Genomic DNA, 12,602 nt, shown 5'->3' on the forward strand with positions numbered 1-12,602 from the left:
TCAGTCTCCCTCGAACACAGGACGCGACTTCGCGGCGAACGCCTTGTACGCGCGCTCGAAATCGCGCGTGGCCATGCAGATGGCCTGCGCTTGCGCTTCCGATTCGATCGCTTCGTCGATGCTCATGCTCCATTCCTGATGCAGCATCTTCTTCGTGATGCCGTGTGCAAACGTCGGACCGGCGGTGAGATCGGCGGCGAGCTTCTGCGCTTCTTCGACGAGCGCAGCCGGTTCGCACAGCCGGTTGTAGAAGCCCCACGCATGGCCTTCGTCGCCGCTCGCCGAGCGGCCGGTGAACAGCAATTCGGCGGCGCGACCCTGGCCGATGATGCGCGGCAGGATCGAGCAGGCGCCCATATCGCAACCGGCGAGGCCGACACGCGAGAACAGGAACGCGAGCTTGCTGCGCGCGGTGCCGAGGCGCATGTCGGAGGCCATCGCGAGAATCGCGCCCGCGCCGGCGCAGACGCCGTCGACGGCCGCGATCACCGGTTGCGGGCAGTGGCGCATCGCCTTGACGAGGTCGCCGGTCATGCGAGTGAAGAGCAGCAGTTCCGGCATCGGCAGATCGATCAACGGCGCGATGATGTCGTGCACGTCGCCGCCGGAACAGAAGTTCTCGCCCGCACCGTGGATCACGACTGCCTTGACGTCGGTCGCGTAGGCCAGTTGGCGGAACAGATCGCGCAGCTCCGCATACGATTCGAAGGTGAGCGGGTTCTTGCGTTCCGGGCGGTTCAGCGTGATCGTCGCGACTTTGCCGGTCACCGACCAGCCGAAGTGCCGTGCTTGGTATCCGGCGAGTGTCAGGCGGTTGCCGGCCAGCAGCGCGTCGGCGTTGGATCGTGTCATGAGTGTCTCCAGTCCCATGCAAAATAGTTGCATCGGTTCAGTGCGATTCAGTCTTTCAAACTATCGAGCAGATGTTGCTTCAGTTTGCCGAGGCGCTGATGGGTGCGCGATTTTTCATCGAGACTCAAGCCGCCAAACAGTTCGACGACCCATTGCTCGTGCGCGACCGCCATCTTGTCGAACGCTTTGCGGCCGGCGGGCGTCAGACACACGCTGATCGAGCGGCGATCGTTCGGATCGGTGTCGCGCGACACCAGCCCTTCCTTTTCGAGCTGATCGGTAATGCCGGTGACGTTGCCGCCCGTCACCATCAAACGGCGCGACAGCTCCGTCATCTTCAGGCCTTCCGGATGACGCTCGAGTTGCGCCATCAGATCGAACCGCGGCAGCGTGGTGTCGAATTCGTTGCGCAGACGCTTGCGCAATTCGGCTTGCACGAGGTTGGTCGTGGTCAGCATGCGCAACCACAGACGCAGCCCCATGTGGCTGTCCGCACCCGTGCTCATTTCGAGGTCCACGACGTTCTCCGCAGGTTGGGCGACGCCTTTGCGCGGCGGCTTCGTGTCAGTGGCCGCGGCGGTCTTTCTGAGGTTCGATGATTTGGTCACATCACTTCTCCGCCAGAGATGGAAATGGATTGCCCCGTGATTGCGTCCGAGCCGGGTTGGCACAGCCAAAGCACGGCATTGGCGACCTGCTCGGGACTCACGAAGCGGTGTTGCGGATTCGAGCGCAGCAAGGTCTCGCGCGCTTGCTGTTCGGTGCGCGAGGTCTTGCTGGTGATCTGTTCGAGCGATGCGTGCAGCAGTTCGGTCTCCGTGTAACCAGGGCAGACGGCATTGACCGTGATGCCTTTGGTCGCGACTTCGAGCGCGAGTGAGCGCGTGAGACCGATCACGCCGTGTTTCGCGGCGCAGTAGGCGGCGACGTACGCGTAGCCGATCTGCCCCGCCGTGCTGGCGACATTGACGATGCGGCCGCGACCGCGTTCGAGCATGCCGGGCAGCACTGCGCGTGTGCCGAGAAACACGCCGGTGAGATTCACGTCGAGCATGCGCTGCCAGAGCGCCGCGTCGGTGTGCGTGAACGGGGCGGCTTGCGCCTGGCCTGCATTGTTGACGAGGATATCGACCGGGCCTGCTTGGCCGAACGCATCCATGACCGACGCTTCCTGCGTCACATCCACCCCGATGCACGCGACGTCGCCCAGCGCCCGGCACTTGTCGCGTTGCAGCTCGAGCCGCTGCACGTTGCGGCCCATCAAGGTGACGCGTGCGCCGGCGCGCAACAGCGCTTCTGCGACCGCTGCGCCGATGCCGCTGCCACCGCCGGTGACGACGGCATGCTGTCCCGCAAGCGGGGAGATAGGCGTATTCACGTGGTCCCTTCTGCGCGTCCTGCGCGTTCTTGCGGCGACAGGCCGGCGTTCGCGGCCGCGAGCGCACGCTCGCGTTCCAGATTGCGTTCCAGTTGCGACTTCGCCGCGGTGTAGGGCTTCGGCCATGCCACGTCCAGATAGCCGATCTTCGCCGCTTCGTTCAGCGTCCATGACGGATTCGCCAGATGCGGACGCGCAATCGCGCACAGGTCCGCGCGACCCGCGGCGATGATGCTGTTCACGTGATCCGCCTCGGAGATCGCGCCGACCGCGATGGTCGCGATACCGGCTTCGTTACGCACGCGGTCGGCAAACGGCGTCTGGAACATGCGGCCGTAGACGGGCTTTTCTTCCTTGCTGACCTGTCCCGACGACACGTCGATGATGTCGGCGCCCGCCGCCTTGAAGGCTCGTGCGATCCGTACGGCGTCGTCCGGTGTGGTGCCGCCTTCGACCCAATCGTGCGCGGAGATGCGCACCGAAATCGGCTTGTCTTGCGGCCAGACGGCTCGGATCGCGTGGAAGACCTGCAGCGGATAGCGCAAGCGGTTTTCGAGCGAGCCGCCGTATTCGTCGGTGCGATGGTTGGTCAGCGGCGACAGGAAGCTCGACAGGAAATAGCCGTGTGCGCAGTGCAGTTCGAGCCAGTCGAAACCGGCTTCGACCGACATGCGCGTCGCCTTGACGAATTGCGCTTCGATTTCGCGCAGTTCGTCGTGCGTGGCCTCGCGCGAATGCTGGCTGACGCCGCGCAGATACTGTTGCGGCGATGCCGAAACGAGCGGCCAGTTGCCTTCCGCGAGCGGCTGATCGATGCCTTCCCACGCCACACGCGTCGAGCCTTTCGCGCCGGAGTGGCCGAGCTGAATGCCGATTTTCGCATCAGACTGACGATGCACGAGATCGACGATCCGCTTCCACGCCGTGAGATGCTCGGGTGCATACATGCCGGGACAGGCGGGCGTGATGCGCGCTTCGGGCGACACGCAGGTCATTTCCGTCATCACCAGCGCGGCGCCGCCCATCGCGCGAGCGCCGAGATGCACCAGGTGATAGTCGCCGGCGATGCCGTCGACCGCCGAGTATTGCGCCATTGGCGACACCACCACGCGGTTTTTCAGCGTGACGCCGCGCAACGTGAATGGCGTGAACATCGGCGGGACGGAATGCTTGTCCGGCGTGCGTTGCACGCCTGAACGCCGGGCCAGCCAGTCTTCGAAGCCCGACAGATAGCGCGCGTCGCGTTCGCGCAGATTTTCGTGCGAGATGCGCTGCGAGCGCGTGAGCAGCGAATACGCGAACTGTTCCGGCTCGAACGACGTATAGCGGTCGACGTGCTCGAACCATTCCGTCGAATTGCGCGCGGCGTTCTGGATGCGCAACACGTCGATGCTGCGTACCTCGGTGTAGTGCTTCAGCGCGGCGGGCAAATCGCCGGGATGGGCGCCGATGCTGTTGGCAAGTTCGATGGCGTCTTCGAGCGCGAGCTTGGTGCCCGAGCCGATCGAGAAGTGGGCGGTATGCGCGGCGTCGCCCATCAGGACGATCGGCGTTTGCGTGCCGTTCGCGTTGCGGCGCCAATGCACCCATTCTTCGTTGACCACGCGGGGGAAACGGATCCATTGCGACGAGCCGCGCAAATGCGCGGCGTTCGACATCAGCGCGTTGCCGTCCAGGTACTTCGCAAACAGCTTTTCGCAGAAGGCGATGCTGTCTTCCTTGCTCATCTCGTCGAGACCGGCGGCGCGCCAGACGCGCTCGGGCGTCTCGACGATGAACGTGGACGTCTGATCGTCGAAGCGATAGGCGTGCGCCTGGAACCAGCCGAATTCGGTTTGCTCGAACGCGAAGGTGAAGGCGTCGAACAGCTTTCTGGTGCCAAGCCAGACGAAGCGGCAGTCGCGCGTGTCGATGTCCGGCCGATAGGTGGCCGCGTACTTTTGCCGGATCGCGCTGTTCAGGCCGTCGCAGGCGATGATCAGGTCGGCTTCGTAGACGCTGTCGTCGCTCACCTGGGTTTCGAACACCAGCTTGACGCCGAGTTCTTCGCAGCGCGCCTGCAGGATATTCAGCAGACGCTTACGGCCGATGCCGCAGAACCCATGACCCGACGAGCGGATTTGCTGGCCGCGGAAATTGATTTCGATATCGTCCCAATGATTGAACGCGTCGAGGATCGCGTCGGCGCTGGGCGCGTCGGCGGCCCGCAGGTTGCCGAGCGTCTGGTCGGAGAACACGACGCCCCAGCCGAAAGTGTCATAAGGACGGTTGCGTTCGACGACCGTGACTTCGTGATCCGGATTGCGGACTTTCATCAACAGACCGAAGTACAACCCGGCCGGACCGCCGCCGATACAGACAATGCGCATGCTGGCTCCCCCAATGTGGATTCTGCTCTTGGGGTTAATTTAGACCTAGATAGTTTAGATGTCAAGTAAATATCGGGGGATAGGGGGCGCCGGCAGGTTTTGATTGATCTGAAATAAGAAAGTCGGTCGGAACGAAATAAGGACGGTCGAGGACCGTCCGCCTGGACCGAAGGGGAAGCGCCGTGCTGCAGGCCGTGATTTCAAGGCAACGCCCGTTAAACCGTGGCGCGGCTAATACCTCAAGGAGCCTTTGCGTCGCCCTCGGTCACCGAGTCAACCTGAATAGCGGGCAGCCCTGACGGCACAGCGTTGGCGGCGACATGCCCCGTGACATGCACGATTCTGTTTTGCAGTTTCATTGCCGAGGCGCGCTCGACCCCGACAAGCTGCCAGACCTTTGCGCTAGTCGACACGACCGGATACGTGAACGGCTCGTTACCGCGAATCGTCAGCGTACCTCGTACCTCCACCTTGTCGCCGACATGCGGCGTGCCTGCGCAGGCCGTGCCGACGCTGAGAACGAACAGGGAAAGAATCAGTTTTCTGAGCATAGGGGCTGTCAAAGGCTGTGCAAGTGCATAGCGAGAAGCTTTTGGCCTGCGACCATCTTGCAGGAAAAAAGCCGTCCCGGAAAGGAGACGGCTTCTGGAATGAAACTGGCGCGAACTCGTCGCGCCGCTGCGTTCCAGCGTTACTGCACAACCACCGACAACGTCACACCCGGCGGAAGCGTCACCGTTTCCCGATAGCTGCTCGACACGTTTGCGCGCACGGCCGGCAGGCTGGCGTAGCCAAGCAGGATGCCCGGCGATGTCGACGGCAGGTCACGCGTCATCGTCGACGGGTCGATGGACGGCAGCGTGAAGCCACCTTCCGAGCGCGACGGGAATCCGTACTGGCTCATGTTTGCGCCGAACGGGATTTGCCCACTGGCCGCGACGGTGAAATGCCGCAACTCTTGCGCCACGCTCGAGCCCGGGCGGACCTGGTTGATGGCGTCGTTCAGGATGTCGATCGATGCCGTCGCATTCTTGTCGTTCAGCAAGGTCTTGTAGAAGGTCAGACCGAGCTGGCGATTCAGAAAGCCGCCGAACGAACCATTCGTCGTGTAGCTGTCGCAAGTCGTGCCGCCTACGATCCACGTCGTCAGGCCGCAGGTATAGCTGCCGTGGCCGTTGTACGTCAGGTAGTCGCTGAAGCGACCGTCTCGTACTGAGTTGAAGGTAGGATCGATATTGAAGCTCACCCAGTCTTCCATCATCATGGCCGTGGTCTCTTCGAGCCACGTGTCATACGCGTATTGCGCGCCCATCAGCATGTCGCGACGGTAGAAGTTCTGCATGTGCGTGCTCTCGTGCGCCATCACGGTCTGCATTACCTGCATGCCTGTGGTGCCTGCCAGATACAGGGTCTCGGAGTCCAGATAGAGCGACAGGTCCGAGTTGCTGAGTGACGTCAGCGAGCCGCTACCCTGGTTGACGAAATTATTCATCGCCCAGAAGTAACCGACGGTCCCGTAAGGCTGCCCGTCATGGTTGAAGTTCGCCACGACGAGGTCCACCGGTTGGCCGGCGGGAATCATGCCCGTGGCGGTGACCGTACCCCAGAAGGGGCCGCCCACGCCCGTGACCATGTCATACACGCCGCCTGCGCCGGCGTAATTCTGCAGAAGCGTACTGACGATGGCCGGAGTGATTTTCCCCGTGCCGTACTCAGTCGTTTCGACCCAGAGGTTGACCTTCGTGAGGTCGGCAGTCGTGGCCGTAGCCTGAAGCGTCATGTGGCGCTGGGATCCATCCGCCAGCCAGAAGTCGCGAAGGTCGCCGACGTTGTAGGTGATCACGGAACGTTGCACTCTACTGACGACATCGGCCGCCGCAGCGGTACCCGGCGTCGATTGCTGCTTGACCAGCGCTTTCCAGCCGTTCGTATTGAATTCGCGGACGGCCGTCATGTGCGGGTCTTCGGCGACAGTCGAGCGTTGCGTCGACGCCTTGGCGACGACATCAGCTGCCGACATCACGCTTGCGCTGATGGACACCGCTGGCATCGTCTGGTTGCTGCTGCTTTCGTTGGTGTACACGAGTGTCACAGTGCGTCCGGTCGCACCGTTGATAGCGACGTTGACCGTCTCGTTCTGCGTGCTCGTGTTGAGCGCTTGCCACAAGCCCACGCCGCTGCCGGAGTAGGTCGAGTCGTCGGCCGCGCCACAGTGGCTGCATGCCGCGTGAAGCTTGCCGTCGGCTGCCGGCGTGGTGGTAACGGGCGCAAGGGATGAACCGGTGTTCGTTGTGCCGGAGGCGGTATTGGCTGTGCCGCTACTTCCACTTCCACCACTTCCACTTCCACTTCCACTTCCACCACCGCCGCCACCTCCGCCACCGCCGCATGCTGAAAGGCCTGCCGCCAGGGAGACTATCGCAATTGCCCCAAAAACAGACTTCAAGCGTTTGATGCGCATCCTGTTGCTTCTCCATTACGGCTTCGTGCCGTTTAAAAGTTTCTCGTCCTTATGGGGCGGCTGCTTTGTTTCTGGACCGTCTGGCGACGGCCAGCAAGCAGGGTGCTGGTTCAGCTCTGGACCGGGCCAATTCCTGGTGGCAACGACTACTCCCCGAACGGTCGCGAGCCTCGACATGCACTCAACCTTTATCGGCAAAAAGATTTTGTAATTTAGGGTAAGGAGTGAATTGGGTGACGCCGGAAATTCGGACAGGGCGATGAGTGGAACTACGAGAATCTGAACCCGGCGTAATGCCGGCGAAGGAAAAAGATTGGCGGCCTCTATTGCGTATAGGTCAGAACATGACGTTCGTCCGCAACCTATCCTGAAAGCATTGACGAAGCGTTCTGTAAGCTTGCGAATTGGCCTGAGCCAGTACACGCGAAGCGCCGAAATTTATATGGGTTCTGCTTGGCGATGCGTGTTGACTGCCGCTTGAAGCCGTGCCTAAAATCATCAATCTTCACAAATGAGGCCGATGCCTTGGACACCTGCAGTAGCCGACCTTCGAACTGTTTGACTGCCTGACCGGCAGGACGTCCAGCGCCTCTTCTTTCCGCGCCGTCCTGCCAGCAGGCAGGCGGTGCGCGCCGTCGCAACACTCCCCGTGCACCTTGATTAGCGCCATTCGGGCAGCGCGTTTGCGCGTCCTGATGGCATTGGATTCGCGAGCGCTCACTCGCGGCCGCATCCGTTCGCGCCTGACCGTGGCGGGGGCGGGCGCGTGGATAAACGCGTTTTTTCGCAGCACAGACAAACAAGGAGCCGAAATGCCGGACAGTGACAGTTACCCCATACGCCGCTCACCTCAATCGTTACCTGAGGAAAGCGAGTAGACCGCTGTCGCCGCGCTCATGACGCCCGGCCTCCGTGTCCGCTGGCTTTCCGCGCAACGCGTCAAGCCAGACGCACGGAGATACGTCATGAACTTCCTTCTTCTGTCGCAACTGCCGCGCATTCAAGCCTCGCGCAGCCACTACGACGCGATGCCGTCACTGGGCGTGCGCCGCCAGCCACAGCGCGTTAGTGCATTCTGGCGCCGCCTCAAGGCCTTCGTTTATTAAGTAGCAGGTTGCTTTCCGTCATACGTAAGCGCTGCACTCGCCCTTCGTATGGCGGTGATGCGCGCACGACGGTTCGTTCATATCTCGGGGAGAAAATAAAATGTCCACGCCATCGAATATCTCACCACGCAGCGTCGTGTCCGAACGCAGCGCAGTCCTCGATTCGGCCCACCTTGGCGATATCACGGGCGCGTTCGGCACGATTGCCCATCACGACACCGCGCCGCGCACCAATTGGTGGGCGCGTGTTCGTACGCTGCTCGCCATCCTTGGGCCCGGCCTCATCGTGATGGTCGGGGACAATGACGCTGGCGCGTTTGGCACCTACACGCAGGCCGGCCAGAACTACGGCACGACCCTGCTGTGGACCCTGCTGCTGCTGGTCCCGGTTCTGTTCGTCAATCAGGAAATGGTGCTGCGCCTGGGCGCGGTGACAGGTATCGGTCATGCACGCCTTATCTTCGAGCGCTTTGGCAAGTTCTGGGGTGCCTTCAGTGTCATCGACCTGTTCATCCTCAATGCGCTGACGATTGTCACGGAGTTCATCGGCATCACGTTTGCGCTGAACTTTCTCGGCGTCCCGAAGGTCGTGGGAGTTTGCATCGCGGCGGCGCTTACCATGGCTGCGGTCAGTACCGGCAATTTCAGGCGCTTCGAACGATTCGCGCTCGTGCTCTGCCTGCTGAGCCTGCTGCTGGTTCCCGTGCTGGTGTCGATTCATCCGCCCGTCGGACAGATGACGCGTGACTTCCTGATCCCGAACTGGCCCGCGCACTCGAGGCTCTCCGACGTGATGCTGCTCGTCATCGGCATCGTGGGCACGACCGTCGCGCCGTGGCAGCTGTTCTTCCAGCAGAGCTACATCATCGACAAGCGCATCACGCCGCGCTTCATGAAATACGAAAAGGCCGACCTGTGGATTGGCATCGGCTTCGTGATGATCGGCGCTGTCGCGATGATTTCCTTCTGTGCGGCGCTCTTTGCAGGCCGTCCCGAGTTCGGCCAGTTCACGGATGCGGGCGAGGTCATCGCCGGGCTGGACAAATATGTCGGCCGCACATCGGCCACCATCTTCGCTGTTGCGCTGCTCGACGCGTGCATCATCGGTGCCGCCGCTGTGTCGCTGTCCACGGCCTACGCCATTGGCGACGTCTTCAGGATTCGCCACTCGCTGCACCGGGGCGTGAGCGACGCCAAGGGCTTCTATCTCGTGTACTTCGCGATTATTGCCTTTGCCGCTGCGCTCGTACTGATTCCAGGCTGTCCGCTTGGACTTCTGACGGAAGCGGTGCAGACGCTCGCGGGGGTGCTGCTGCCGAGCGCCACGGTTTTCCTGCTGCTCCTTTGCAATGACCGTGCGGTGCTCGGTCCGTGGGTGAACTCGAAGGCACTGAACGTGTTTACCGGCGCGGTGGTGTGGGTGCTGGTGATGCTGTCGATCATCCTGACAGCCTCCGTGATGTACCCGAACATCACGGGGGAGACCATCGGCGCGATACTCATCGGCGGGACCGTGCTTGCGGTGGCGGGCTACGCAGCCACCACACTGCTGCGCAAGAGGCGTGCTGCTGCGGGAGCAGTCACGGTTGGCGCGCCGGCGCAAAGCCGCCAGTTGCGTGACGTCTGGCGCATGCCGCCGCTCGACGAACTGCCGACGCCCCAGCTAACGCTGTCCCAACGCATCTGGATGACCGTGCTGCGCGGCTACCTCGTCATCGCTGTCGGCCTCGTCGTCGTCAAGGTCGTGCAGGTGATGATGCTTCGGTAGGTCAGCCGCACAATGGACCGGCTATTCGGCCCGGTCTGCTGTCCACTTGCCACTGGTACGTCACAGAGGTATCGGGATGTCGTGCGCGATATCCCGATACCAGCGGTCTGCTGGGCATGGGGCCGCGAGTATTCCTCTACTCCCTGCAAACATGACTATCGACTTCATCTTGCGACTGCTCGCCGCGTTTGCGTGCGGTGTCGCCATTGGTCTCGAGCGCCAGATGCGCCAGCGCACCGCCGGGCTGCGCACCATTACGCTCGTCGCAAGCGGCGCGTGCCTGTTCGTCACGCTGGGCATGCTGACCGGAAATGGAACGACTGGCGTCACGCAGATAGCGGCGTATGTCGTATCGGGCGTCGGCTTCCTTGGTGGTGGCGTCATCATGCGCGACAAGGGCTCGATACAGGGCATCAATACGGCGGCCACCCTGTGGTGCGCGGCCGCGGTCGGCGTGCTGTGCGGTACGGGACACTTCGGGCCCGCGATCGCGGGGACTGTATTGGTGCTGGTAACCAATACCCTGCTGCGCGAGGTCAGTCGCGCCATTAACGCCACGCCAGTGTCAGTTGCAGACCTGGTGCGCGAATATGTGCTGACCGTTGTCTGCCGTGAACAGGACGAAGTCCATATCCGCACGCTGCTGTCGAACTCGATGTATTCACAGCCGTTGTCGTTCCAGAGCCTGACCAGCGAGGACGTTGAGGGCGACCCTGCACGCATTGAAGTGACGGCGACCGTGCGCATGCATCCGAAGGACCAGGCGAAGCTCGAGCTGATGGCAAGCCGTATCAGCATGGAAAAGGGAGTGTCCAGCATCAGCTGGTCTGCGACGGAAGCCGAACCTGCGTCGGAGTAACGGCGCAGCGAAGCGCTGGTGATGGTGGTGTTATCCGGACCCAGGTGCAACAGTAGTAGTCAGACCGCATCGCCACTCATTCAGACGCGCGGATATCCATGAGGCCCATTGCCGTTTTCGATCAAAAGCCCGAATCCGGGTCTTGCACATCAGGGCCCAACTAGTGGATAAACTTGCACAGGTCGAGAACGCACCGAGGCGACATCATGGCATCCAGACAGGAACTCAGGCGATATCGCGCGCATCTTGCCGACGAACGTCATAGTGCGGCAATCTATGAGACGCTCGCGCACGTTGAAACGGATAGCGCGCGCAAACAGGTCTTCGGTGAACTGGCTGCGTCGGAACGGACACACGCAAAAGTCTGGGCCGACAAGCTCAAAGCGAACGGACATCGCGTATCGGATAGGCACAGCGTCAAGACCTTCCTGATGAGAGGTCTCGTTCATCTGCTCGGCCCAAGGTTTGTGCTGCCCACGCTCGCAGCCGCAGAATTTGCCGACCGTAACAAATATGCGGGCAACCCCGAAACCGCAACAATGTCCGCGGACGAGCGACATCACGCCAGCGTGGTACAGGGCCTGGTGAATGCAGGCAAACGGGAACCGGCCAAGGGAGCGGAGATTGCCGAAGCCGAGTCCTGGCATCGAGGTGTGTCGTCAGGCAACGACCTTCGCGCAGCCGTACTGGGTGCCAATGACGGCCTCGTTTCCAACTTCTGTCTGATCATGGGCGTCGCCGGCGCGGGAACAGGCAATAAGTCGATCCTGTTGACCGCATTGGCGGGACTCATAGCGGGCTCGTGTTCGATGGCACTCGGAGAATGGTTGTCGGTGACGAACGCCCGTGAACTCGCAAAGACGCAAATCGCCAAGGAAGCCGATGAGCTTGAACATACTCCCGAAGCCGAAGAGCGCGAACTGCGGCTTATTTACCGCGCGAAAGGACTGGATAGCGATGAAGCAAAGCGTGTGGCTTCGCAGATCATGCGCGACAAGAGCAAGGCATTGGACGCGTTGACGCGCGAGGAACTTGGTTTGGACCCGGCGGAACTGGGCGGCAATCCGTGGTCTGCTGCAGCAGTTTCGTTTTGCCTGTTTGCAGCGGGTGCCATCTTTCCCGCCATGCCTTTCTTGTGGACGTCAGGTACGACAGCCATCGTCCAGTGTATTGTCCTCAGCATTCTGGCGTTAGCTGCCATCGGCATTTTCACATCGCTTTTTAACGGACGCAGTGCCAGCTTTTCCGCAATTCGCCAGGTCATCATCGGTCTGGTTGCCGCTGCGTTCACGTTCGGAGTCGGGCATCTGCTGGGTGTATCGGTATCCTGATCGTCGTTTCGGCATCGGTCATATTGTCAAAGCAACGTTGCTGGAGTTCACGCCATCATGAAACCCCTTTGCTTCGCAGCGGCCCTTCTCATGCTCACTACCGGCTGCGCCTCGACGTCGTCGCCTTCGAATAATCAGACCGCGCAGCCAGGTCAGGCCGACACGGATACCTACATTCTGCACACTCCGAACGGTGCGACGCGCGGTGACTCCAGGTCAAAGCCACCGAGGCTCAGCGTCGGCGTCAGCTATTCCGATACGCAATTGATTCTGCCGTGGTTTCTCAATGACATCATCAACTTCGTCAACTATCGCTAGTCTGGAAATCATCAAACAGTTCCGCGGGTGATGAGATCGACTTCTGGATTTCTTCGTCTATACAAAGACTCCAGTCGGCGAGAATGCACACGTTATAACTATAAAAGTCGGGGCTCGATTTAACGTTTTCAAACACCACGTGGTCGTTCACCAGTCACAA

The 12,602-nt window shown here is 61.4% G+C and carries 11 protein-coding genes; 5 read left to right on the forward strand and 6 right to left on the reverse strand.

The features are described 5' to 3' along the window. The 6 genes from BN2475_RS02060 to BN2475_RS02085 form a co-directional block, all read right to left on the reverse strand. Positions 1-852: an enoyl-CoA hydratase family protein gene (locus tag BN2475_RS02060; RefSeq protein ID WP_094778019.1), complete on the reverse strand. Its 852-nt coding sequence runs from the start codon at positions 850-852 to the stop codon at positions 1-3. Between the two features lie 47 nt (positions 853-899). Continuing rightward, on the reverse strand, positions 900-1,460 hold the full coding sequence (locus tag BN2475_RS02065; RefSeq protein WP_094777909.1) for a MarR family winged helix-turn-helix transcriptional regulator: 561 nt from the start codon (positions 1,458-1,460) through the stop codon (positions 900-902). Beyond that, a complete protein-coding gene (locus tag BN2475_RS02070; protein WP_094777910.1) occupies positions 1,457-2,230 on the reverse strand; it encodes an SDR family NAD(P)-dependent oxidoreductase in 774 nt (257 codons plus the stop codon). The genes BN2475_RS02065 and BN2475_RS02070 overlap by 4 nt, the downstream gene beginning before the upstream one ends. Continuing rightward, on the reverse strand, positions 2,227-4,599 hold the full coding sequence (locus tag BN2475_RS02075) for a bifunctional salicylyl-CoA 5-hydroxylase/oxidoreductase (protein WP_094777911.1): 2,373 nt from the start codon (positions 4,597-4,599) through the stop codon (positions 2,227-2,229). Before BN2475_RS02075 ends, BN2475_RS02070 begins: the two co-directional genes overlap by 4 nt. A 239-nt stretch (positions 4,600-4,838) precedes the next feature. Beyond that, entirely contained in the window at positions 4,839-5,150 is a 312-nt protein-coding gene (locus BN2475_RS02080; RefSeq protein WP_094777912.1) for a hypothetical protein, read from the reverse strand. A 140-nt stretch (positions 5,151-5,290) separates the two neighbouring features. Then, a complete protein-coding gene (locus BN2475_RS02085) occupies positions 5,291-6,772 on the reverse strand; it encodes a M30 family zinc metallopeptidase (protein WP_094777913.1) in 1,482 nt (493 codons plus the stop codon). Positions 6,773-8,025: 1,253 nt separating this feature from the next. Between BN2475_RS02085 and BN2475_RS34565 the strand changes: the two genes are divergently transcribed. From BN2475_RS34565 to BN2475_RS02105, 5 genes are all read left to right on the forward strand, one after another. Then, positions 8,026-8,166, forward strand: a complete 141-nt coding sequence (locus BN2475_RS34565; protein ID WP_162844452.1) for a hypothetical protein — start codon at positions 8,026-8,028, stop codon at positions 8,164-8,166. A gap of 100 nt (positions 8,167-8,266) precedes the next feature. After that, on the forward strand, positions 8,267-9,934 hold the full coding sequence (locus tag BN2475_RS02090; RefSeq protein WP_094777914.1) for an Nramp family divalent metal transporter: 1,668 nt from the start codon (positions 8,267-8,269) through the stop codon (positions 9,932-9,934). Positions 9,935-10,085: 151 nt separating this feature from the next. Next, a complete protein-coding gene (locus tag BN2475_RS02095; RefSeq protein ID WP_094777915.1) occupies positions 10,086-10,793 on the forward strand; it encodes an MgtC/SapB family protein in 708 nt (235 codons plus the stop codon). Between the two features lie 206 nt (positions 10,794-10,999). Beyond that, positions 11,000-12,124, forward strand: a complete 1,125-nt coding sequence (locus BN2475_RS02100; RefSeq protein WP_094777916.1) for a VIT1/CCC1 transporter family protein — start codon at positions 11,000-11,002, stop codon at positions 12,122-12,124. A 57-nt stretch (positions 12,125-12,181) separates the two neighbouring features. Next, positions 12,182-12,442 carry a hypothetical protein gene (locus tag BN2475_RS02105; RefSeq protein WP_094777917.1) on the forward strand — a complete coding sequence of 87 codons (261 nt, stop codon included), beginning with the start codon at positions 12,182-12,184 and terminating at the stop codon, positions 12,440-12,442. The last annotated feature ends 160 nt before the right edge of the window (positions 12,443-12,602 follow it).

The organism is Paraburkholderia ribeironis (assembly GCF_900019265.1).
Taxonomy (GTDB): Bacteria; Pseudomonadota; Gammaproteobacteria; order Burkholderiales; family Burkholderiaceae; genus Paraburkholderia; species Paraburkholderia ribeironis.

Excerpts from the sequence above, each read along its gene's own strand:
- BN2475_RS02060 (WP_094778019.1), bottom strand. The coding sequence starts at position 852 with ATGACACGATCCAACGCCGACGCGCTGCTGGCCGGCAACCGCCTGACA.
- BN2475_RS02075 (WP_094777911.1), bottom strand. The coding sequence starts at position 4,599 with ATGCGCATTGTCTGTATCGGCGGCGGTCCGGCCGGGTTGTACTTCGGT.
- BN2475_RS02080 (WP_094777912.1), bottom strand. The coding sequence starts at position 5,150 with ATGCTCAGAAAACTGATTCTTTCCCTGTTCGTTCTCAGCGTCGGCACG.
- BN2475_RS34565 (WP_162844452.1), top strand. The coding sequence starts at position 8,026 with ATGAACTTCCTTCTTCTGTCGCAACTGCCGCGCATTCAAGCCTCGCGC.
- BN2475_RS02090 (WP_094777914.1), top strand. The coding sequence starts at position 8,267 with ATGTCCACGCCATCGAATATCTCACCACGCAGCGTCGTGTCCGAACGC.
- BN2475_RS02095 (WP_094777915.1), top strand. The coding sequence starts at position 10,086 with ATGACTATCGACTTCATCTTGCGACTGCTCGCCGCGTTTGCGTGCGGT.
- BN2475_RS02100 (WP_094777916.1), top strand. The coding sequence starts at position 11,000 with ATGGCATCCAGACAGGAACTCAGGCGATATCGCGCGCATCTTGCCGAC.
- BN2475_RS02105 (WP_094777917.1), top strand. The coding sequence starts at position 12,182 with ATGAAACCCCTTTGCTTCGCAGCGGCCCTTCTCATGCTCACTACCGGC.